Origin of the sequence: Sphingomonas sp. Ant20, from assembly GCF_000783375.1 — a bacterium.
Taxonomy (GTDB): domain Bacteria; phylum Pseudomonadota; class Alphaproteobacteria; order Sphingomonadales; family Sphingomonadaceae; genus Sphingomonas; species Sphingomonas aerolata.
In genome coordinates, this window is sequence record NZ_JRVI01000069.1 from 1 (window position 1) to 22609 (window position 22609).

Consider the following 22609-nt stretch of genomic DNA (forward strand, 5'->3'; position numbering starts at 1 on the left):
CCCGCCGGTCGTCGCACCCGCGGTGCCGGCCGCGCCCGTCCCGGCGCTTCCGTCCGAAAAGGGCAAACGCCGCAAGCGCTGATCCCCCCGGTCGCCCCGAGGGATCGTTCGCGCTTACTTCAGCTTCGCGGCCGTCTCGGCGATCCGCTTGCCCTGGTAGCGCGCACCGTCGAGTTCGACGCTGCTCGGCATCCGGCTGCCATCGCCATCGGAGATCGTCGTCGCGCCGTAGGGCGAGCCGCCCTTGACCGCGTCGACGCCCATCTGCCCCTGGAAGCCATAGTCCAAGCCGACGATCGTCATGCCGTGATGGAGCAGGTTGGTCAGGATGGAGAACAACGTCGTCTCCTGCCCGCCATGCTGGCTCGCGGTCGAGGTGAACGCACCGCCGACCTTGCCGACCAGCGCGCCGGAGAACCACAGGCCACCGGTCGTGTCCCAGAAAGACGCCATCTGCGCAGGCATCCGCCCGAACCGGGTCGGTGCACCGACGATGATCGCGTCATAGTCCTTCAGTGCATCGGGGCCCTCGATCTCGGCATGCGCGCTGTCGGTCTTGAAATGCGCCGACTCGACGACCGCCTGCGGTGCGGTCTCGGCGACCCGGCGGATGTCGACTTCCGCGCCGCCCGCGCGCGCGCCTTCGGCGACGGCATCCGCCATCTGCTCGATATGGCCGTAGGACGAATAGTAGAGAACCAGAACCTTGGTCATGTCAGTCTCCTCAAGGGCAGACCATCCCGGCACAGGCCGGAATGGTCATAGGATCATCGGTAAAATTACTCGGAATCCACCAGAACGATCTCGGCCTCGTCGAGTGCCGTGATCCGCACCGTCCGGCCGCCCGAAAGTGCCGCACCGTCGCGGGTGTTGATGGTCTCGTCGTCGATCGTGATCGCGCCGGTCGCCGGGACAAGATAGGCGTGACGCCCCTCGCCCACAGCATAGTCGACACTGTCGCCCGCCTTCAGCGTCGCGGCCAGCACCCGCGCATTCGCGCGAATCGGCAGCGCGTCGCCGTCATCGGCAAAGCCGCTTGCCAGCGTCACGAACTGCCCCGAGCGCTCGCCCTTGGGGAACGGCTTTGCACCCCAGCTCGGCGAACCACCCTTGCGGCTGGGCTCGATCCAGATCTGGAAGATCGTCGTCGTCTCGGGCTCCAGATTATACTCGGCATGGCGGACGCCCGAACCGGCACTCATCACCTGGACGTCGCCGGCCTCGGTGCGGCCCTTGTTGCCGAGCGAGTCCTGATGCGTGATCGCGCCGCTGCGGACATAGGTGATGATCTCCATGTCCTGATGCGGATGCGGCGGGAAGCCCGAATTGGCGGCGATCTGATCGTCGTTCCAGACGCGGATCGCGCCCCATCCCATCCGGGCGGGGTCATAATAGCTCGCAAACGAGAAATGATGCCGCGCATTCAGCCAGCCATGATCGGCATGGCCCAGGCTGTCGAAGGGGCGGCGGTCTACGGTGTTGAGAGTCGTGGTCGTCATCAGAGGTCTCCACTTGTTGCCACCAAGATAGACACTGGCATCGCACCGTAAATAGAAACGCTGGAAACCGATCGTTTCGATTGCTAGCAAACGTGACCGCTGCGGAGAGTGAATGATGCGCCTTCCCGACCTCGAAGCCTGGGCGATCTTTGCCAGCGTCGTCGAACATCGCTCGTTCAGCGCCGCCGCCGACGCGATCGGACTGAGCAAGCGACCGTATCGAAGGCGATCACCCGGCTCGAGGCGCATCTCGGCCAGTCGCTGTTTCATCGCACCTCGCGCCGGCTCGCGCTGACCGAGGCGGGCAAGCCACTCGCCGAACATGCCGCGCGGATCCTGGGCGAAGCGCGGCTGGCGGAGGAGTCGGCGAACGATGCCGCAAGCGCGCCGACAGGGCGCGTCCGACTGGCGGCGCCGATGAGTTTCGGGATCACCAATGTCGCGCCGCTGCTGGCCGAGTTCCTGGCCGCGCATCCCGGCATCGAGATCGACCTGCATCTGTCCGACTCGCGAGTCGACATCGTCGCCGAAGGGTTCGACGTGGCGCTGCGGATCGCCGAGCTGCCTGACAGTTCGCTGCGCGCGCGACGGCTGTGCAGCATCCAGGCGCACACCGTCGCCGCGCCTGCCTATCTGGCGGCGCACGGAACGCCGACGCATCCCGCGCAGCTCGGCGAACACCGCCTGATCGGCTATTCGAACGTCGTCGGTCCCTGGCGGTTTCAGCGCGCCGGCGAAAGCGACGTTTCGGTGCGGCTGCAGGGTCAGCTCACCGCCAATAGCGGCGAGGCGGTCGTCCCGGCGCTCGTCGCCGGTCTCGGCATCGCGCGGCTGCCCCATTTCATCATCGAGGCGCAGCTCGCGTCCGGTGCGCTGGTGACGCTGCTCGATGACTGGGCGCCCGCGCCAATCGGCCTCCACCTGCTCACCCCACCCAGCCCGCTCCGCCCGGCCCGGGTCGAAGCGCTCATCGCGTTCCTCGGCGCGCGGCTTCGCGACCCCGGCTGAACCGCGCAGGTTGAGCCCGACGGAACAATGCCCGTCGCCAGGCTATTGCTCTGCGTCACCACGGAAGGATGTCGATGCTCCCCTACCAGACCGCGCCCCGGACCCGCCGCGCATGACCGGCGCGATCCATCCCGCCCCGCCGACCACGCTCGTCATCTTCGGTGCGATGGGCGACCTGACCCGCCGGTTGCTGATGCCGGCGCTGACCAACATGACCCGGCTGGGCATGATCGGTGACGATTTTTCGGTCCTCGGGATCGGTATCGAACCCGGCGACGACGACACGCTGCGCACCGCGCTCGCCATCTTTCGCGCCAGCGCTACCACGGCGCATGCCTCGCCCGAGCAGGAGGCCGCCTGGGACCGGTTGCAGGCGCGCGTCCAGTATATGCAGGGCGATTTCACACAGGACGACGTCTATGCACGGCTGAGCGACCGGCTATCGGGCAACGCCGCCTTCTATCTCGCGGTGCCCGCGCGGTTCTTCGGCGACATCGTCGATCGGCTCGCGGCCAACGGGCTGACGCATGAAAGCAAATCCGCGTTTCGCCGGATCGCGATCGAGAAGCCGTTCGGCCACGACCTCGCTTCCGCGCAGGCGCTGAACGCGCGCATCCTGTCGCACGTCGCCGAGACGCAGATCTACCGCATCGACCATTTCCTCGGCAAGGAAACCGTCCAGAACATCATGACCGCACGCTTTGCGAACATGATGATCGAGCGGGTCTGGAATGCCGACTGCATCGCGCATGTCCAGATCACCGCCGCCGAGACCGTCGACGTCGGCACGCGCGGTGCGTTCTACGACGCGACGGGCGCATTGCGCGACATGGTCCCGAACCATCTGTTCCAGTTGCTGGCGATGGTCGCGATGGAACCCCCTGCGAGTTTCGACGCGGAGGCCATCCGCAACGAAAAGGGCAAGGTGCTGAAAGCCGTTCGGGCTTATTCGCCCGCCAAGGCGCGCCGCAACGGCGTCCGCGGCGCCTATGGTGCGGGGACGATCGGCGAGCGCGCCATCCCCGCCTTCACCGCATCGCCCGACATTGCCCCCGACAGCACCACCGAGACCTATGTCGCATTGAAGCTGATGGTCGACACGTGGCGCTGGGCGGGCGTGCCCTTCTACCTGCGCACCGGCAAGGCGATGGAGATTCGCGATACCGAGGTCGTGATCACCTTCAAGCCCGTGCCGTTCGCACAGTTTCACGCGACCGCCGCCGAGAAGCTGCCGCCGAACCGCCTGATCATCCAGATCCAGCCCGACGAGGGGCTCAGCATGGATATCAATATCAAGCGCCCCGGGCTCGAGGTCGACACCGCGCCGATCGCGCTGGATTTCCGCTATGCCGACTCGTTCGATATCGGCGCGATGACCGGGTATGAGTCGCTGATCCACGATCTGTTCGCGGGCGACCAGACGCTGTTCCAGCGCGCCGACGCGATCGAGGCGGGATGGGCCGCGGTCCAGCCGTTCCTCGACGCATGGGCAAGCGAAGGCGCACCCGACACTTACGCCGCGGGTACGACCGGACCGGCGGCGGCAGACGAACTGCTCGCGCGCGACGGGTTTGCCTGGCACACGCTCGACCCGGCAAAGACGTGAGCCCGCGCCGCGACTCGGTTCCCGGGGTCTGATCACGGAGTTTCGGTCGGTTCCGTACCAAGAGTTCGTATAACGCTCTCATTTAAGACGGAATTAACCTTTTGCTTTCAGATGTTCTTTGGTTAATGAATCAACGGCGGATCGCTTAGCAGGGGCTGGCGTTTTCGCTAAACGGGGGACAACCCATGCGCGTGCTGCTGATCGAGGATGAGCCTACCACCGCCAAGGCCATTGAGCTTATGCTCACGACCGAGGGCTTCAACGTGTACATCACCGATCTGGGCGAAGAGGGCCTCGATCTTGGCAAGCTGTATGATTACGACATCATCCTGCTCGATCTGAACTTGCCCGACATGCACGGCTATGATGTTCTGAAGCGTCTTCGTGTTGCGCGTGTTGCGACGCCGGTGTTGATCCTGTCGGGCGTCAACGAAATGGACTCCAAGGTTCGCAGCTTCGGGTTCGGCGCGGACGATTACGTCACCAAGCCGTTCCACCGCGAGGAACTCGTCGCGCGGATCCATGCCGTTGTGCGCCGCTCGAAGGGCCATTCGCAGTCGGTCATCCGCACTGGCAAGCTCGCCGTGAACCTCGATGCCAAGACGGTCGAGGTCGATGGCAGCCGCGTTCACCTGACCGGCAAGGAATATGCGATGCTCGAGCTGCTCTCGCTGCGCAAGGGCACCACGCTGACCAAGGAAATGTTCCTCAACCACCTCTATGGCGGGATGGACGAACCTGAACTCAAGATCATCGACGTCTTCATCTGCAAGCTGCGGAAGAAGCTCAGCCTAGCGTGCGATGGCGAAAACTACATCGAGACCGTCTGGGGCCGCGGCTATGTCCTGCGCGAACCCGATGAGATGGTCGAAGCGCAAGTCGCCTGATCTGCTCGGCTGCGCGACCCAAAGTCCAAGGTCGCGCCGCTTCACTCCACAGGTTTAGGCTTGCAACCTTGCCTGATGGTGTCAGTTTAGTCTTCATCGGAGGTGTTCCATGAAAACTATCCTGCTCGCCGTCGGACTGATTGCCTGTTCTGCGGCCGCTTCTGCGCAACTTGGCGTCCCTGGCCCTAGCGGCTTAATAGGCACCAGCGCGCCGTTTCCCGGAAATCCCGGCTGGACGCCGCGCACGAACATTTCGCCCCCCGTCGATCACGCCGACGATGCAACGCGAGCGCGAGGCGCGGTTGCGGCTCGTCCTGGCGACTTTCCCCGACCTGCGACCACTCTCGCAGCCGCACCGCCCCGCCAACGGGCTGCGCTCTACGCGAAGGCCGAACACAAGGCGGTCTGGGCGCGGATCAACGCGCGCGCATCGAAGGATGCCAGCGGCGACCTTTGACGCTACCGGCCGGCTATTTCCGAACCCAGACCTTCTCGCCGCCGACCCAAGTCTCGGCAACCTTGATCGCGCGCAGTTCGGTCGGCGAAGCGATCATCGGATCGCGGTCGACGACGATGAAGTCTGCGCGCTGCCCGGCGGCGAGCGCACCGAACTTCGTTTCCGCAAACCCCGCATAGGCGGCGGCGCCCGTCATCGCCCACCACGCCTGTTCGCGCGAGATGAGCTCCTGCGGCTGCCACCCGCCCTGCGGCTGGCCGTTCGCATCCTGCCGCGTAAATGCGGCGGCCCAGGTGGCGAACGGATCGGGCTTCTCGACCGGGAAATCGGTACCAAAGGCGAGCTTCGATCCGTTCGCCAGCATCGACTTCCACGCATAGGCGCCGGTCAGCCGCCCCCGGTCCGAGCCGCGCTTCCGCCATCGTCCGGTCGCTGGTCTGGTGGGTGGGCTGCATCGAGGCGATCGTGCCGAACTTGCCGAAGCGCGGCAGGTCGGCGGGATCGACGATCTGCGCATGCTCGACACGCCAGCGCCGGTCGCCCTTGTAGGTCTCGCTCTCGACCTGGATCGCGTCGAGCACCTGCTGGTCCGCGCGATCGCCGATTGCATGCACCGCGACCTGGAACCCGTCCATCGCCGCGCGGCTCATCTGGTTCTGGAGCTGCGCATCGGTCAGGAAGCCCAGCCCGGTCTGCCCCGGTGCATCGGCATAGGGTTTCAGCAACCACGCGCCGCGCGAGCCGAGCGCGCCATCGGCATAGAGCTTCACCCCGCCCATCCGCAGATGGTCGTCATACAGCCACGGCGTCGGCCCCTTGCCGCCGATCCGCCCAGCGGTCTCGACCCCCAGCGCATAGCTCATGATCCGGACGCGCAACCCGCCGATATCCGCCATCCGGCGATAGGTCAGCCAGTCGTCGAGCGTGGTGCCCATGTCGGCGACCGCGGTGACGCCGTACCCGAGCAGGATCCGCTGAGCAGTAAGGAAGGCCGCATCGCGCTCCTTGGGCAGCGGTTGCGGCACGACCTTCTCGACCAGCGATTGCGCGGCATCGACGAACACGCCCGACGGCGCGCCGCCGCTCTTCTCGATCCGCCCGCCCGCCGGGGCGACCGTGGCACCGGTGACCCCCGCCTCGCGCATCGCGACGCTGTTCGCCCAGCCGGCATGGCCGTCCGCGCGCGACAGCCAGATCGGATGGCCGCCCGACACCGAGTCGAGATCCGCGGCGGTCGGGAACCGCCCGAGCCCCCAGGCTTCCTGGTTCCAGCCGCGGCCGAGCACCCATTTGCGATCGGGATTGGCCGCGACATAGGCGGCGATCCGCGACTTTGCGTCGTCGAGCGAGGTCGCTGCCGACAGATCGAGCGACAGCGCGCCGAAGCCGAGCTCGATCACATGGCCATGCGCATCGACGAAGCCGGGCAGCACGGTCTTGCCGCCCATGTCGGTGCGCCAGTCATAGAGCGGCTTGCCCGCGTTCTTCTTCAATTCCTTGCGGCTGAGCTTGGGGGGCTCCTCCCCCGGCGGCACCAGCCGGGTCACGCGGCCGTCCTTGTCGACCAGGATCGCCTTGAACCGGACGATCTTGCCGCCCTCGGTGATGGTCAGGCCGTTGACGTTGTCGACGATCCCGTCGGCCAGCGCCGGGGTGGCGAACAGCGACAGGGCGGCACTTGCGAACAGGACAGGCTTCACTTCGGCAATCTCCGCACCAACGCACTCGTATCCTGCCGCGCGCCGCCCATGGCCTGCACATCGGCATAGAATTGATCGACCAGCGCCGCGACCGGCAGAACGGCACCGTTGCGCCGCGCCTCGTCGAGCGCGAGCCCCAGATCCTTGCGCATCCAGTCGACCGCAAAGCCGAAGTCGAAATCTTCCTTCGCCATCGTCGGCCAGCGATTGACCATCTGCCAGCTCTGCGCCGCGCCGCCCGAAATCGCCTCGAACACCTTGTCGAGGTCGAGCCCGGCATTCTGCGCGAAGCGGATCGATTCGGACACGCCCTGGATCACCCCGGCGATCGCGATCTGGTTGCACATCTTGGTCGTCTGGCCCGCGCCCGCGTCGCCGACATGCACGATGCGCGCGGCATAGGCCTGCATATACGGCTCGGCCTTCGCCATGGCGTCGGCGGAACCGCCGCACATGATCGACAATGTGCCGTTCTCGGCACCCGCCTGCCCGCCCGACACCGGCGCATCGACGGCGAACGCGCGCGCCTTCGCCAGCCGCCGGGCGATCGCGGCGGACACGGTCGTATGGTCGACGAACACCGCGTCGTCGCGCATCGCCGCGAACGCGCCGTCCTCACCCAATGTTACCGCGGCAAGATCATCGTCATTGCCGACACAGGTGAACACCGCATCCGCATCGCGTGCTGCCAGAGCCGGCGTGTCGGCGACCGATCCGCCATATTTATCGGCCCATGCCAAAGCCTTGGCCTGGGAGCGATTATAGACGGTGACGTCGTGCCCTGCCGCGACGAGATGCCCCGCCATCGGCGCGCCCATCACGCCAGTCCCGATGAATGCCAGTTTTGCCATGGATCAAGCGCATAAGCGGTGTTTCCCCTGCGCGCCAGATGGTCTAGCGCAACGCCTATGGCTACCCTCGCTGCCGTAGCGGCACCCACCCTTCCCGTGTCCATCGACGACGTCCGCGCCGCGCATGACCGGATCCGCGCCTCGATCGTCCGCACGCCGACGCTGATCAGCCGGACGCTGAGCCACATGACCGGCGCGACGGTTTATCTGAAGTTCGAGAATCTTCAGTTCACCGCGGCCTACAAGGAACGCGGCGCGCTCAACACGCTGTTGCAGCTGTCGCCCGAGGCGTGCGCGAAGGGCGTGATCGCCGCGTCGGCGGGCAATCACGCACAGGGTCTTGCCTATCACGCCAACCGGCTCGGCATCCCTGCGACGATCGTCATGCCGACCAACACGCCGACCGTGAAGGTCACGCAGACCGAAGGGCATGGCGCCAAGGTCGTGCTGTTCGGCGACACCTTCGACGCCGCCTATGCGCATGCCCGCATCCTCGAGGGCGAATGCGGCTTCACCTTCGTCCATCCCTTCGACGACGCCCGCGTCATTGCCGGCCAGGGCACGACCGCGATCGAGATGCTCGAGGACGTGCCCGAGATCGACATGATGGTCGTCCCGATCGGCGGCGGCGGCCTGATCTCGGGCGTCGCGACCGTGACGCGGGCCAACGCCGCGCAGGGCGGTCACGCGATCGAGGTGGTCGGCGTCGAGGCCGAGCTGTTCCCGTCGATGTACAACCGCATCAACGGGACGACGATGCCCTGCGCCGGCGACACGCTGGCCGAGGGGATCGCGGTCAAGGAGCCCGGCGGCATCACCTCGAAAATGGTCGCCGAACTCGTCGAGGACATCGTCCTGGTCAGCGAGCGCAGCCTGGAGATGGCGGTCAGCCTGCTGCTCCAGATCGAGAAGACGGTCGTCGAGGGCGCCGGTGCCGCCGGCCTCGCCGCGCTGCTCCAGCATCCCGAGCGCTTCAAGGGGCGCACCGTCGGGATCATCCTGTGCGGCGGCAATATCGACACGCGGCTGCTCGCCACGTCCTGCTGCGCGATCTCGCACGCTCGGGCCGGCTCGCACGATTGCGCATCCGCCTGCAGGATCAGCCCGGCGCGCTGTACAACGTCGCCCGGATCTTCGATCAGGAGCGGGTGAACATCATCGAGGTGTATCATCAGCGCGTCTTTACGACGCTGCCGGCAAAGGGGCTGATCACAGATATCGAATGCGAGGCCCGCGATCGCGCGCATCTCGATCGGCTGGTCACCGCGCTGAAGGCGGCGGGCTATGAGACGAGCACGGTCGAACTGGCCTGATCCCCGGTCAACGCCGCCGGAATTTCTTTTACCACCGCGGGCCGCCCCACTTTCCAGCGGCCCGCACAGGAATCATATACCGCCCGCGCCTTGAGAGCGCTGAAGCCGAGAGAGGGGCACTTCGTGATGACTGCGCCTTTTCGGTTTCCCCGGTTCTTCGTGACCAGCCCCGGCCCCTGCCCCTATCTGCCCAATCGGGAGGAGCGGAAGGTCTTCACCGAGCTGAACGGCCCGCATGCGGTCGAGCTCAACGACGCGCTGAGCCGGATCGGGTTTCGACGGAGCCAGGGCGTCGCCTATCGGCCGAGTTGCACCGGCTGCAGCGCCTGTGTGTCGGTCCGTGTCGTGACGCCGGAATTCACGCCCAATGCGACGCAGCGCAAATTGCTCAAGCGGCACGGAGACATCACCGCGACCGTCTGTCGCGCATGGGCGACCGACGAACAGTTCCAGCTGCTGCGCCGCTATCTGTCGGCGCGTCATCCGGACGGCGGCATGGCGGAAATGGACGAGGACGATTATGCCGACATGGTCGAGCATTCACCCGTCGACTCGCTGATCGTCGAGTATCGCGAACCGGGCATCGGCGGTGCCCCCGGCCGGCTGGTCGGCGCCTGCCTCACCGATCGCCAGGCCGACGGGCTGTCGATGATCTACAGCTTCTTCGCGGCGGACGACGCATCGCGGCCGGGCTTCGGCAACTACATCATCATCGACCACATCCTGCGCGCACGCGGTGCGGGGCTACCCTATGTCTATCTGGGCTATTGGGTGAAGGGATCGGGCCGGATGGAATACAAGATCCGGTACCGCCCGATCGAGGCGCTCGGCCCGGGCGGATGGAGCCGCCTGAGCGAGGATGACCTGCTGGCGGCCGCCCCCGGGCACGGCCCCGGGCAGGGCCCCGGGCAGGGTAAGGACTAGCCGCCGACGGTCACTGACCATCCCGCGACACGACGACATCGACCTCCAGCCGCTCGCCGCCCTCGCCGAGCCGCGATCCTGCCACCGGCGCGGCCCCTGCGGCATCGAGGGCGACCGCAACCCGGACGTGATGCTCTTCTGGACAGTCGCCGGTGAACGGGTCGAACCCGATCCAGCCCAGCCCGTCGACATGCGCCTCCGCCCAGCCATGCGGCGTCGGACGGTGATCGTCCTCGCGTTCTGTCAAAAGATAGCCCGACACATAGCGCGCCGGCGCCCCCAGCGAACGTGCGGCGACGATGAACATCTGCGCAAAGTCCCGCGAGGTGGCGCTGTCGAGCCGGAACGCCGCCGCCGCGCCGAGATTTGGCTCGGGACGGCCGGGATTGGCGGCAAAGCGTTCGTGCAACGCCTCGTTCACCCGGTGCAGCGCGCCGATCCGGCCCTGCGCGGGCGTCGCGACGCGTGCGGCGAAATCGGCAATGGCCTTGTCCTGCGCAGTGGTCTCGGTCGGCCGGAGGAACAACGCCGGCGGCAGCACCTCATAGGCGCCGTGGACGACGCCGTCGGAATGGCTGGTCAACACCTCGCCCGTGACATCGATCTCGATCCCGTCGATCGGGCCGTCGATATAGAGCATCGTGATGGCATTGCCGAACCCGTCGCGCCCCTGCCGCAGCCGGGCATCGCAATCGATATCGATCCGCCACTGCGCGACCGTCTGATCATGCGTGTTCTGCGGGGTCATGCGGAGCATCTGGACGAGGCGGCTTTGCGGCTCGGTGAAGCGATAGATCGTGCGGTGATCGACCGACAACCGCATCAAAGGAACTTGAACTGCCGGCCGATCGCGCCGTGGAGCAGCGCATTTTCCTGGATGAAGGCCTGCAGATACTGGTGCAAGCCCGATGCGATCACCTCGCCGGATCGGGTTCGCCCCAGCCGCGAGGCACGAAGCCGCGCCATCCGGTCCGCCTCGCCATGCTGGCCGGTGCGTTTCGCAAGCAGATTGAGCACGTCCACCGTCTCCTCGACCGAGGCTGCAAGACTACGCGGCAACTCCGCACGCGCCAGCAACAAATCGATCACGTCGGCCGGCCGAAGGCCGTCATTGTACATCCAGCGATAGGCGGTCACCGCCGACACGGTCTGCAATATGGTCGTCCACTGGTCGCGATCGATCGCGCCGCCCAGCTTCTGTCCCTCCGGAAGGAGGATATGATATTTGCGTCGAGCAGCCGCGCGGTGTTGTCCGCGCGCTCGACCGCCTGGCCGAGCCGGATGAACCAGGTCGTCTGATTGCGCAGCATGCGGTGGATCGCACCTTCGAACCCGCGCGTCTCGGTCTTGACCGCCTCGACCAGGTTGAGCTGCGCGGTCGTGCTGCCGGGGGTCGCGCGGTTTTCGAACAACAGCCACGCACGGTTGATCGCGGTCCATGATTCCCGCGTCAGCGCGGTCCGCACCGCCTTGGCATTGTTGCGCGCCATGTCGAGGCAGCGGACGATCGATCCCGGATGGCTGGCGTCGAGCGTGAGAAAGCGCACCACGTCGCGCTGCCCGACCGGCACCCCGGTCTTGGCAAAGGCCTCGTCGGTCTCGGTGACCGCCAGCGCCGATGCCCAGGCCGCCTCGCCCGCAGGCTGCGACGACAGCACGTCGAGGCGCACCGTCGCCTCGACCAACCGCGCGATGAAATCGGCACGTTCGAAATAGCGTCCCAGCCAATAGAGGGACGAGGCGGTCCTCGACAGCATCAGGACTGTGCCTCCGGCCCGGGCATGCCTTCGCCGAGGGTCTGCGTCATCCCGCCCAGCGTCTGCGTCATGCCGCCCCCCCCCATGCGCTGCGATTGATCCGCCATCAGGACGAAGCTGTCCTTCGTGCCGCCACCCTGGCTTGAATTCACAACCAACGATCCCTGCTTCAGCGCGACGCGGGTCAGCCCGCCAGGCACGACCTGGACGCCCTTCGACCCGGTCAGCACAAACGGCCGGAAATCGACATGCCGCGGGCACAGCCCGGATTCGGCCATCGTCGGTACGGTCGACAGCGCGAGCGTCGGTTGCGCGATATAGCGATGCGGCTCGGCGATCAGCGCGGCACGGAAATCCTCGATCTCCTGCTTCGTCGCGGTCGGGCCGACCAGCATGCCATAGCCGCCCGAACCGTCGACCAGCTTGACGACGACGTCCTCAAGATTGTCGAGGACATATTTCAGCGCCTGGGGCTCGCGGCACCGCCACGTCTCGACATTGGGCAACTTGCACTCGCCGCCTGAATAGAATTTCACGATGTCGGGCATGTAGCTGTAGATCGCCTTGTCGTCGGCGATGCCGTTGCCCGGCGCGTTGATGATCGCGACATTGCCCGCGGCATAGGCCGCGATCAGCCCCGGCACGCCGAGCGCGCTGTCGGGACGGAAGACCAGCGGGTCGAGATAATCGTCGTCGATCCGGCGATAGATCACGTCGACCTTCACGCGCCCCGCGATCGTCCGCATCCATACGACATCGTCGTCGACCACCAGATCGGCCGCCTCGACCAGCTCGACGCCCATCGTATCGGCGAGGAAGCTGTGCTCGTAATAGGCCGAGTTATAATGCCCCGGCGTCAGCACGACGCAGGTCGGTGCGCTGACGCCGTGCAGCGCAACCGACTTCATCGTCTCAAGCAGCCGGTCGGGATAGCTGTCGACCGCCGCGACGCGAAACTCGCGGAACAGCTCGGGGCAGAGCCGCAGCATCGCCTCGCGATTCTCGAGCATGTAGCTGACCCCCGAGGCGTCCGCGCATTGTCCTCGAGCACGAAAAAAGTCGTCGGGTCCGGTGCGTACCAGATCGATCCCGCAGATATGCGCCCAGACCCCGTGCGGCGGGCGCATCCCGGCGATTTCGGGACGGAACTGCGCATTGCCCATGACGAGATCCTCGGGGAGGATCCCTTCCTTCAGGATGCGGCGTTCGCCATAGATATCCTCGAGGAACGCATTGATCGCCTCGACACGCTGGACGAGCCCTTCGGAAAGCCGCGTCCATTCGTCATGCAGGAAGACCCGCGGGACGATGTCGAACGGAATGATCCGCTCGGCCGCCTCGTTCTCGCCATAGACGGCAAAGGTAATGCCGAGCTGCCGAAACGTCGTTTCAGCCGCCTGCTGGCGACGCCGCAACTCGGCGTCGGGCGTCTCCTCGATCCAGCGGCCCAAGGCGGCAAGTTCGGGACGGACACGGGTATCGCCCGGTGCCCCCATGATTTCGTCGAACGCTTGTTTCCCCATCGAAATGGTAAATTCCCCATCAAGCGTTGCGGTTCCATGCTGCAACGCTTCACCGCGCTGCACAAGCCGGATTAGACGCCCAGCCCCGCCAGCAGCGCCGGGGTGAGGACCTGCGGCAGGACGGTCGGCTCGGCCGCCCCCGGCGCATAATAGAGATAGAGCGGCACGCCGGCACGGTTATGCGCCTCGATGAAGCGGCCCATGACCGGGTCGCCATCGGTCCAGTCGCCGATCAGCACCGCGACCTTGTTCTTGGCGAACGCGTCGCGAACCGTGGCGGTCTCGATCGCCGCCTTCTCGTTGACCTTGCACGTCAGGCACCAGTCGGCGGTGAAATAGACGAACACGCCGCGCTTCTCGGCGCGCAGCGCGGCAAGCTTCGCCTCGCTGAACGCCTCGTCGCCGGCGACCGCCGTCTTGGCCGCGGCCGGCGGCGCGCGGGCGATGACGACCGCGCTGCCGACGAACACGATCGCCAGCGCGGCAAGCGTCGCTGCGCCGAACGCCTTGCCCTTGCGCTGCCGGGTGCCGCCGACCCACAGCACCGCGCCGATCGCCAGCACCGCGACGAGCGCGAGCGTCAGGCTGTCGACGCCGGTCTGGCGCCCCAGCACCCAGGCGAGTGCGATCGCGGTCAGGAACATCGGCACCGACAGGACATGCCGGAACGTCTCCATCCACGCGCCGGGCTTGGGCAGCCAGCGCCGCCACGCCGGCACGAAGCCGATCGCGAGAAACGGCAGCGACAGCCCGAGTCCCAGCCCGGCGAACACCGCCATCGCCGCGGGCCAGGGCAGCACGAGCGCCGCGCCCAGCGCTGCACCCATGAACGGCCCGGTGCACGGCGTCGCGATGAATGCGGCCAGCGCACCGGTCGCAAACGCACCGCTCGCACCGCTCTCGCCCGCGAACCGCGGCGTCGGCACCTCGAACAGCCCGGCCAGATTGAACGCGATCGCGGTGCTCAGCAGCAGCAGCACGATGATCGCCGCGGGATGCTGCAACTGGAACGCCCAGCCGACCGCAGACCCGCCCGCACGCAGCGCGAGGATCGCCGCGCCAAGGCCGAGGCACACCAGCACGACGCCCGCGGTATAGGCCAGGGCCTCGTGCCGCGCCTCGCGTTCGCTGGCGCCACCGCGCGCGAGGCTGAGCGCCTTCAGGCTCAGGATCGGGAAGACGCAGGGCATGATGTTGAGGATCAGCCCGCCGAGCACCGCGCCCGCAAACGCCGCCAGTGCGGTCGCCCACAGCCCGCCCGCATCATCCGATGGCCCCGCCGCAACGACCCCGGGCGCGGCGCTGACCGCGAGCCCCTGCGCGTCGCCGATCCGCAGCACACCCTCGATCGGCGCATTGGCCTTGCCATTGGCCGCCAGTCGCGTCGCGATCGTCAGCGTATCGCCCGACCGCGACACGGTCTGGCGCGCGCCATTGTCGATCACGCCGGTGGTGAGCGGGAAGAAATAGGCGTCCTGCGCCCTAGCCCCGGCGGGGAACGGCACCGCGACGCGCAGCACGCCCTGGTCGACCGCATAGGTCGCGCCCGCATCGAGCGGCTTGGGGATCGCCCGCCGCCAGCCGGCAAAGGCGCTCGCCTGCGACGGCGCGCCGTCACCGATCGTCAGGTCGAGCGAGAGCGCCTGCTCCTCGGGCACGCAGATCGTCGCCGAACAGACCAGATAGGACGTCTTCAGCCGGATCGGGAGCTTGGCGCCCGCCGCCAGCCCCGCCGGCACCTGGATCGTGACGAGCGGCGCATAGGGCGCCTCGTAGACATAGTTCATCAGCCCCGCGATGAGCAGCGTCGTCGGGACGGGCCATTCGGGCTGCCCCGCCGTCGCCCCGCGCGGGAGTGTCCAGTCGAACGTCGCGGGAAACCCCGCATCGCCTGGATTGGCCCAATAGCCGTGCCAGCCCATATCGGGAGTCGTTGCAATCGCGATGGTCAGCGGTGCGCCCGCTTTCGGATGGTCGCTTTCGGCAACGAGGCGCATGCTCAGATGCCGGCTCGACCCGTTGAGCGAGTCCGCCAGCGCCGGCGTCGCCACGAGGCTGCACAGCGCGAGCAGCATCGTCATCAGCACGCAACGTAAACTGCGCATGGCCATCCTTGTTTCGTTCATCGGCCACAGCCATAGCGAGGACGACATCGCATTACATCCGAAAGCAGTCATGCTGCTGCTCGTCAAAGGACTGTCCGTGAAAGCACTTATCGCCGCGTTGCTCCTGACCCCGGCCGCGTCCGTAACCGCGTCCGCGCAGACCGCTCCGGCCCCGGCCCCGGCGGTTGCGGCACCGACGCCCGCCACGCCGCCCAAGCTGATCGTGGCGATCTCGGTCGACCAGTTCGCCGCCGACCTGTTCCAGCAATATCGCAACCACTTCACCGGTGGCTTCACCCGCCTGCTGAACGGGGTGGTGTTTCCGAGCGGCTATCAGAGCCATGCCGCGACCGAGACCTGCCCCGGCCACTCGACCATCCTGACGGGCATGCGTCCCGCGCATACCGGGATCATCGCAAACAACTGGGTCGACCAGCGCGCCGGCCGCCCCCGACAAGATCGTCTATTGCTCGGAGGACGAGCGCGTCGCCGGCAGCACGCATGACAGCTACACCGTGTCCGACATGCACCTGAAGGTACCGACGCTCGGCGAGATGATGAAGGCGCGCGATCCGCGCACCCGCTCGGTGTCGGTCGCGGGCAAGGATCGTGCGGCGGTGATGATGGGCGGCCACAAGGTCGACGAGCTCTGGTGGTGGGACGGCAAGACCTATGTCTCCTATGCGGGCCGCGCGGTACCGCCGGCTGTGCAGCGCACGCGCACCGCGGTCGCCAGGCTGATCGCGCTGCCCCAGGCCGCGCTGCCGCTGCCCGATTATTGCACGGGCGTGAACCACCCGATCGTGATCGCAGGCAAGACGTACGGCCAAGGCCGCTTTGAGCGCGAGGCGGGCGACGCCAAGGGCTTCCGCGTGTCGCCCGCGTCCGATGCCGCGGTGTTCGCAATGGCCGCCGCGCTGGTCCAGGACATGAAGCTCGGCCAGGGGCCGCAGACCGACATCATCGACATCGGCGCGTCGGCGACCGATTATATCGGCCACACCTACGGCACGCAGGGGTCCGAGATGTGCATCCAGATGGCCGAGCTCGACAAGACGCTCGGCGGCTTCTTCGCGGTGCTGGACGAGACCGGCGTGGATTACGAGGTCGTGCTGACCGCGGATCACGGCGCGCACGACGCGACCGAGCGGCAGCAGCAGCGCGCGATGCCGATGGAGGCGCATATGGACGAGAATGTGCTCGCCAAGCAGGTCGGCACCGCGATCGCCAAGGATCTGGGCCTGCCCGGCAGCGTCCTGCTTGGGACCGAGGGCGACGTCTATATCGACGATGCGCTGCCCGCCAAGACACGCGCCAGGGTGCTGACCGAGGCGCTGCGCCGCTATCGCGCGCTGCCGCAGGTCGCCGCCGCCTTCTCGGCTGCCGAGATCATGGCGACGCCGATGCCGACCACCCCGCCCGAGACCTGGACGCTGATCGAACGCGCGCGCGCCTCCTATGCCGAGGGCCGCTCGGGCCAGTTCGTCACGCTCCTCAAGCCGCGCGTGACGACGATCGTGTCGCCCGCCGGCGGCTATGTCGAGACGCACGGCAGCCCCTGGGATTATGACCGCCGCGTGCCGATGCTGTTCTGGCGCAAGGGGATCGCCGGGTTCGAACAGCCGCTGTCTGTGGAAACCGTCGACATCGTGCCAACGCTCGCCGCGACAATCGGCCTGCCGGTATCGGGGCTCGACGGCCGCTGCCTCGACCTCGACGCGGGCGCGGCGAGCACCTGCTCGAATTGAGGGGGCTCGCCACCCCGCCCCTTCCGTCATCCCAGCGAAAGCTGGGATGACGGGGGGTGTGGACGCGGTGCTACCGGCCCACTTTTCCCGACGGCTCTTCCAAAAACTACCGCGTCTCGACGCCCGCAACCCCGGCCCCAGCCGGTTCGCCCCGAGCGCCAGCCGGTCATGGCTGTAATCCGCCAGGAACGCCGGGCTGGTCGCATCGCCCGGCGCCAGTCGCGCGTCATTGTCCTCGACGCGCAACCCGGTCGAGCGATAGGTCTTCGCCTCCGCCGCGACGACGATCAGCCGGTGTGGTTTTCCTTCTGCCGTCCCTGCACGAAGGTGTTGCGCGCGATCAGCCCGGTCGCGCCTTCGGGCAGGTCGATCATGTAGTTGGTCTTGCGCCCCGCGCTGTCGTCGAAGCTGTTGTCGGTGATCGAGACGGTCGGCACGCGCAGCTTGACGTAATGCCCGCCGGTCCCGCGCTCGAACCGCGAGCGGGTGATCGTCACGCTGCCCTGGTTCGCCAGATACACGGCATGCGAACAGCTGGGCGACTGGTCGCACTGGCCGAGCCCCGAAAAGGTCGACCGGTCGATCGTGATCCGCTGCCCGCTCGGCTCACCACCGAGGATGCCCTCCTGGCTGTCGAGGAACATCGCGTTGACGACGCTGAGGTCCCCCATCTCGGTGCGGATCCCCGCGCCATTGCCGTCGGGGACGCTGTAGCCACGAAAGACCAGGCCATCGACGACCGATCCCTGCCCGCGCAACACCAGTGCCGCCTTCTCCTCACACGCCACGCCTTCGAAGATCGCGGTGCCCGGCTCCACCGCCTTGAAGGTGATCCGCCCGCCCGCCTGCACCGCGCATTGCCGGTAGGTACCCGGCGCGATCAGGATCGTCGCGGTGCCGAGCCGGATCGACGACACAGCCTCCTGCAACGTCGCAAAACCCTGCCCGTCGACGGTAAAGGGCGACGCGCGGCCCACCGGCGCCTGGGCCGAGGCGGACGCGGCAACCAGCACGAGTAATAAGAGCGATCGGTTCAAGCAGGGCACTCCCTCATAGGCCAGCCACGATTGCGCCGCCACGCCCCGTCCTTAGCGCGGATGCGTCCCGGCTGCCGATAGCGGGGGCCCGCCCTACGTCCCGCAATGGCGCAGCCTGCAAACGGATCGACACCGGTTCGACCGTACCGAAGCATATTGCCGCCGCCTGCCCGGCCGCATACCACCCCGCAGCATAAAGCCGGCGGGGGGCCCCGACTGCGCGAGAGGGGGAATGCATGCACGCCATGACACCGACGGAGGTCTTCCTCCTTGCGATGCTCATCATCTTCAGCGTCCCCTATCTGGTCTGGCGGCTGGGCCGGACCGATTACTGGGCACCGCTGGTCGTGGTGCAGATCGTCGGCGGCATACTGCTCGGACCGGGCGTGCTCGGCGCGCTCTTCCCCGATTATTATGCGACGGTCTTCACGCCTGCGACAATCGGCTCGCTGAACGGCGTCGCTGGTGGGCGGTGATGATGTTCGTGTGGGTCGCAGGGATCGAGCTCGATCTCGGTGCGGCATGGCGACATCGCCGCGAGACCGCGGTCACCGCCGGCCTCGCGCTGGCAGTGCCGCTCGCGACCGGCAGCATCGCCGCCGTGCTGATGCTGCGCTATCCCGGCTGGGCGGGCGTGTCGGGCGCGCGGTGGCAGGTCATTCTCGGCATCGGCATGGCGTGCGCGGTCACCGCGCTGCCGATCCTCGTACTGTTCCTCGAAAAGCTCGAGGTCCTGCGTGAGCCGATCGGCCAGCGCATCCTGCGCTATGCCAGCCTCGACGATATCGCGATCTGGGGCGTGCTCGCGCTGATCCTGCTCGATTGGGAGCGGGTTGGCCGGCAGGCGGGCTTTCTGATCGGCTTCGCGGTCGCCACCCTGCTGATCCGCCGGCTGATGGCGCGGATCCCTGAGCGCGATCGCTGGTATGTCAGCCTGATCTGGCTCGCCGGCTGCGGGTTCGCCGCGGACTGGGCGGGTCTGCATTTCATGGTCGGCGCGTTCCTGTCGGGCGCGGTGCTCGACGCGAAATGGTTCGACCAGGCCCGAATGGACGACTTCCGCCGCTTCGTGCTGCTCGCGGTGATGCCGGTGTTCTTCCTGTCGACCGGCCTGAAGACGCAGTGGGCGGTCGGCGGGATTGCGGTGTTCGCCGCCGCAGCATTGCTGTTGTTCGCCTCGGTCGGCGGCAAGCTGGCGGGCGTTCACGCCGCCGGGCGGATCCTCAAATGGCACCCGGGCGAGGCATCAGCGATCGGCTGGCTGCTTCAGACCAAGGCGCTGATCATGATCATCTTCGTCAACATCCTGCTCGACAAGGCGATCATCACCAACGAAACCTTCACCGCCCTGCTGCTGATGGCGCTGGCGAGCACGATGCTGAGCGTACCGATGGTCGCACCGAAATTGAAGAAGCTGGCATCGTTGGTCGGGCGTAGCGCCTGACAGCCATAAGCATGGCGCCACCCCGGCGAAGGCCGGGGTGACGTCACGGTTCGGGGTTCAGTCCAGGTTCGGCCGCAGCCAGCGCTCCGCGATCGGCAGGTCGACGCCGCGGCGCGCCGCATAGTCTTCCAGCTGGTCGCGACCGACGCGGGCGACACCGAAATACTCCGCCTGCGGGTGGCCGAAATAAAAGCCCGAGACGGCCGCGGTCGGGAACATCGCGAAGCTCTCGGTCAGTTCAAGCCCGGTCGCGGTCTCGGCATCGAGCAGGTCGAACAAGATCGGCTTCAGGCTGTGATCGGGACATGCGGGATAGCCCGGCGCCGGGCGGATGCCGCGATACTGTTCCTTGATCAGCGCGTCGTTGGTCAGCTGTTCCTCGGGTGCATAACCCCACAGCTCCTGACGGACATGCTTGTGCAGGCGTTCGGCAAAGGCTTCGGCGAAGCGATCGGCGAGCGCCTTCAGCAGGATGTCGTTGTAATCGTCATGCCCCGCCTTGAACCGCGCGATATGCGCGTCGATCCCGTGGATACCGACTGCGAACCCACCGAACCAGTCGCCCGCAGGATCGACGAAATCGGCGAGGCACATGTTGGCGCGCCCCTCGCGCTTCGAAATCTGCTGGCGCAGCATCGGCAGGCGCACGTCCTCGTGCGGCATGTCGTGGCCGCGCGTGTGCGAGACGACCACATCGTCCCCCTCGCGCCGCGCCGGCCACAGCCCCACGACCCCGCGCGGCGTCAGCCATTTCTCCGCGACGATCGTGTCGAGCATCGCCTGCGCATCCGCATAGAGCGAACTCGCGCTCTCGCCGACGACCTCGTCGGTCAGGATCGCCGGGAAGTTGCCCGCCAGCTCCCAGGCGCGGAAGAACGGCGTCCAGTCGATATAGTCGCGCAGGTCGGTCAGGTCCCAGTCCGCGAACACATGCACGCCGGGCTTCGCGGGCGCCCCGGGCTTCAACGCGAAGTCCGCGACGAACCCACGCTCGCGCGCCGTCTCGATCGGGATAAGCTCGCTCTGACCCTTGTTGGCACGCGCCACCCTCACCGCTTCATATTCGTCCGCGGTCTTGGTCACGAACTCGTCGCGGATCGTGTCGCTGACCAGCGTCGACGCGACACCCACCGCGCGGCTCGCATCGAGCACGTGCACCACCGGGCCGTCATAGGCGGGCGCAATCCTGAGCGCAGTATGCACTTTCGACGTGGTCGCGCCGCCGATCAGCAGCGGCATCGTCATGCCTGCGCGCTTCATCTCCTCGGCGACCGTCACCATCTCGTCGAGGCTCGGCGTGATGAGGCCCGACAGCCCGATCATGTCCGCGTCATTCTCGTTCGCGGCCTCGAGGATCTTCGACCACGGGACCATGACGCCCAGATCGACCACGTCGAACCCGTTGCACTGCAGGACCACGCCGACGATGTTCTTGCCGATGTCATGCACGTCGCCCTTGACCGTCGCCATGATGATCTTGCCCTTGCCGCGCGCGCCGGGCTCCTTGGCCGCCTCGATGTAAGGCAGCAAATGCGCGACCGCCTTCTTCATCACGCGCGCCGATTTCACGACCTGCGGGAGGAACATCTTGCCGCTGCCGAACAGGTCGCCGACGACGTTCATGCCGTCCATCAGAGGACCTTCGATCACCTCGATCGGACGACCGCCATTGCCGTCGATGATCAGCCGCGCTTCCTCGGTATCCTCGACGACGTGCAGGTCGATGCCCTTGACCAGCGCATATTCGAGCCGCTTGTTGACGCCCAGCGAACGCCATTCGGCCGCCGCCTTCTCGGCGACGACGTCGGTGCCGCGATAGCGTTCGGCGAGCTGGACGAGCCGCTCACCCGCTTCGGGATCCTTGTTGAGCACGACGTCCTCGACCGCCTGACGCAGCTCGGGGTCGATGTCGTCATAGATGTCGAGCTGGCCGGCGTTGACGATCGCCATGTCCATGCCCGCGGGGATCGCGTAATAGAGGAACACGCTGTGCATCGCGCGGCGCACGGGCTCGTTGCCGCGGAACGAGAAGCTGAAGTTCGACAACCCGCCCGAGATATGGACGTGCGGGCAGCGCGCCTTGATCTCGCGGCACGCCTCGATGAAGTCGACGCCGTAATTGTCGTGCTCCTCGATCCCCGTCGCGACAGCGAAGACGTTGGGATCGAAGATGATATCCTCGGGCGGGAAGCCGATGCCGACGAGCAGCTTGTAGGCGCGCTCGCAGATCTCGACCTTGCGGTCCTTGGTGTCAGCCTGTCCGACCTCGTCGAACGCCATCACGACCACCGCGGCGCCATAGGCCATGCACTTGCGCGCTTGGGCAAGGAACTGCTCCTCGCCCTCCTTCATGCTGATCGAATTGACGATCGGCTTGCCCGAAACGCACTTCAGTCCCGCCTCGATCACGCTCCATTTCGAGCTGTCGACCATGAACGGGATGCGCGCGATGTCGGGTTCGGCGGCGATTAGCTTCAGGAACGTCGTCATCGCGTGGTGCGCGTCGAGCAACCCCTCGTCCATGTTGACGTCGAGCACCTGCGCGCCGCTCTCGACCTGCTGGCGCGCGACCTCGACCGCGGCGGGATAGTCGCCCGCCATGATCAGCTTCTTGAAGCGGGCCGAGCCGGTGACGTTGGTTCGCTCGCCGATGTTGACGAAGGACGTGGAGGAGGGAGTGGTCATCGGTTCATTTCTTCTGGCCCCCTCTCCCCTCCGGGGAGAGGGTTGGGGTGGAGGGGTCGTGGGGA

Annotated in this window: 10 protein-coding genes and 7 pseudogenes; 7 read left to right on the top strand and 10 right to left on the bottom strand. The window is 66.8% G+C overall.

The genetic code is table 11. The features are described 5' to 3' along the window. Positions 1–114 precede the first annotated feature (114 nt). A complete protein-coding gene (gene wrbA, locus NI18_RS10955; RefSeq protein ID WP_031439461.1) occupies positions 115–714 on the bottom strand; it encodes an NAD(P)H:quinone oxidoreductase in 600 nt (199 codons plus the stop codon). Positions 715–779: 65 nt separating this feature from the next. After that, complete coding sequence (locus NI18_RS10960) at positions 780–1499, bottom strand: pirin family protein (protein ID WP_031439462.1); 720 nt, start codon at positions 1497–1499, stop codon at positions 780–782. A 115-nt stretch (positions 1500–1614) separates the two neighbouring features. Here NI18_RS10960 and NI18_RS10965 point away from each other — a divergent pair. The 3 genes and pseudogenes from NI18_RS10965 to NI18_RS10975 all read left to right on the top strand — a co-directional run bounded on the left by NI18_RS10965 (position 1615) and on the right by NI18_RS10975 (position 5000). Then, positions 1615–2507: pseudogene (locus NI18_RS10965) on the top strand (LysR family transcriptional regulator). Positions 2508–2619: 112 nt separating this feature from the next. Then, the gene (gene zwf / locus NI18_RS10970) at positions 2620–4113 is read left to right on the top strand and encodes a glucose-6-phosphate dehydrogenase (RefSeq protein ID WP_037529930.1); all 1494 of its coding nucleotides are present in this window, start codon (positions 2620–2622) and stop codon (positions 4111–4113) included. A 185-nt stretch (positions 4114–4298) separates the two neighbouring features. Then, positions 4299–5000 (top strand): response regulator transcription factor CtrA, encoded by a 702-nt coding sequence (locus tag NI18_RS10975; protein ID WP_031396653.1) that lies wholly within the window; start codon positions 4299–4301, stop codon positions 4998–5000. A 470-nt stretch (positions 5001–5470) separates the two neighbouring features. On the opposite strand, the pseudogene NI18_RS10980 reads toward NI18_RS10975, so the two are convergent. Together NI18_RS10980 and NI18_RS10985 are read right to left on the bottom strand one after the other, a co-directional pair. Beyond that, positions 5471–7157: pseudogene (locus tag NI18_RS10980) on the bottom strand (amidohydrolase family protein). Further along, on the bottom strand, positions 7154–8008 hold the full coding sequence (locus NI18_RS10985; protein WP_037529931.1) for an NAD(P)-dependent oxidoreductase: 855 nt from the start codon (positions 8006–8008) through the stop codon (positions 7154–7156). The pseudogene NI18_RS10980 and the gene NI18_RS10985 overlap by 4 nt, the downstream one beginning before the upstream one ends. Before the next feature lie 57 nt (positions 8009–8065). Between NI18_RS10985 and NI18_RS10990 the strand changes: the two are divergent. Both NI18_RS10990 and NI18_RS10995 read left to right on the top strand, forming a co-directional pair. Then, positions 8066–9321: pseudogene (locus tag NI18_RS10990) on the top strand (threonine ammonia-lyase). 126 nt (positions 9322–9447) lie between these two features. Next, positions 9448–10245: an arginyltransferase gene (locus NI18_RS10995; protein WP_037529933.1), complete on the top strand. Its 798-nt coding sequence runs from the start codon at positions 9448–9450 to the stop codon at positions 10243–10245. A gap of 10 nt (positions 10246–10255) precedes the next feature. On the opposite strand, the gene NI18_RS11000 is transcribed toward NI18_RS10995, so the two are convergent. From NI18_RS11000 to NI18_RS11015, 4 genes and pseudogenes are all read right to left on the bottom strand, one after another. Next, a complete protein-coding gene (locus tag NI18_RS11000; protein WP_037529934.1) occupies positions 10256–11068 on the bottom strand; it encodes a transglutaminase family protein in 813 nt (270 codons plus the stop codon). Continuing rightward, a pseudogene (locus NI18_RS11005) lies at positions 11068–12002 on the bottom strand (alpha-E domain-containing protein). Before NI18_RS11005 ends, NI18_RS11000 begins: the two are co-directional and overlap by 1 nt. Continuing rightward, positions 12002–13525 carry a circularly permuted type 2 ATP-grasp protein gene (locus NI18_RS11010; protein WP_037529935.1) on the bottom strand — a complete coding sequence of 508 codons (1524 nt, stop codon included), beginning with the start codon at positions 13523–13525 and terminating at the stop codon, positions 12002–12004. The pseudogene NI18_RS11005 and the gene NI18_RS11010 overlap by 1 nt, the downstream one beginning before the upstream one ends. 71 nt (positions 13526–13596) lie before the next feature. After that, entirely contained in the window at positions 13597–15630 is a 2034-nt protein-coding gene (locus NI18_RS11015; protein ID WP_192008432.1) for a thioredoxin family protein, read from the bottom strand. A gap of 70 nt (positions 15631–15700) precedes the next feature. Here NI18_RS11015 and NI18_RS11020 point away from each other — a divergent pair. Then, a pseudogene (locus NI18_RS11020) lies at positions 15701–17378 on the top strand (alkaline phosphatase family protein). A 123-nt stretch (positions 17379–17501) separates the two neighbouring features. Here the strand turns inward: NI18_RS11020 and NI18_RS11025 are convergent. Further along, positions 17502–18415, bottom strand: a pseudogene (locus tag NI18_RS11025) (right-handed parallel beta-helix repeat-containing protein); the annotation flags it as partial. 236 nt (positions 18416–18651) lie between these two features. On the opposite strand from NI18_RS11025, the pseudogene NI18_RS11030 reads away from it, so the two are divergent. Further along, a pseudogene (locus NI18_RS11030) lies at positions 18652–19859 on the top strand (cation:proton antiporter). 57 nt (positions 19860–19916) lie between these two features. On the opposite strand, the gene metH reads toward NI18_RS11030, so the two are convergent. Next, positions 19917–22544: a methionine synthase gene (gene metH / locus NI18_RS11035; protein ID WP_037529937.1), complete on the bottom strand. Its 2628-nt coding sequence runs from the start codon at positions 22542–22544 to the stop codon at positions 19917–19919. Positions 22545–22609 lie beyond the last annotated feature (65 nt).

What these genes read in the sequence shown, in the direction of transcription:
- NI18_RS11000 (WP_037529934.1), bottom strand. Translation starts at nt 11,068, where the DNA reads ATGCGGTTGTCGGTCGATCACCGCACGATCTATCGCTTCACCGAGCCG.
- NI18_RS10960 (WP_031439462.1), bottom strand. Translation starts at nt 1,499, where the DNA reads ATGACGACCACGACTCTCAACACCGTAGACCGCCGCCCCTTCGACAGC.
- NI18_RS11010 (WP_037529935.1), bottom strand. Translation starts at nt 13,525, where the DNA reads ATGGGGAAACAAGCGTTCGACGAAATCATGGGGGCACCGGGCGATACC.
- NI18_RS10985 (WP_037529931.1), bottom strand. Translation starts at nt 8,008, where the DNA reads ATGGCAAAACTGGCATTCATCGGGACTGGCGTGATGGGCGCGCCGATG.
- NI18_RS11015 (WP_192008432.1), bottom strand. Translation starts at nt 15,630, where the DNA reads ATGCGCAGTTTACGTTGCGTGCTGATGACGATGCTGCTCGCGCTGTGC.
- metH (WP_037529937.1), bottom strand. Translation starts at nt 22,544, where the DNA reads ATGACCACTCCCTCCTCCACGTCCTTCGTCAACATCGGCGAGCGAACC.
- wrbA (WP_031439461.1), bottom strand. Translation starts at nt 714, where the DNA reads ATGACCAAGGTTCTGGTTCTCTACTATTCGTCCTACGGCCATATCGAG.
- NI18_RS10975 (WP_031396653.1), top strand. Translation starts at nt 4,299, where the DNA reads ATGCGCGTGCTGCTGATCGAGGATGAGCCTACCACCGCCAAGGCCATT.
- zwf (WP_037529930.1), top strand. Translation starts at nt 2,620, where the DNA reads ATGACCGGCGCGATCCATCCCGCCCCGCCGACCACGCTCGTCATCTTC.
- NI18_RS10995 (WP_037529933.1), top strand. Translation starts at nt 9,448, where the DNA reads ATGACTGCGCCTTTTCGGTTTCCCCGGTTCTTCGTGACCAGCCCCGGC.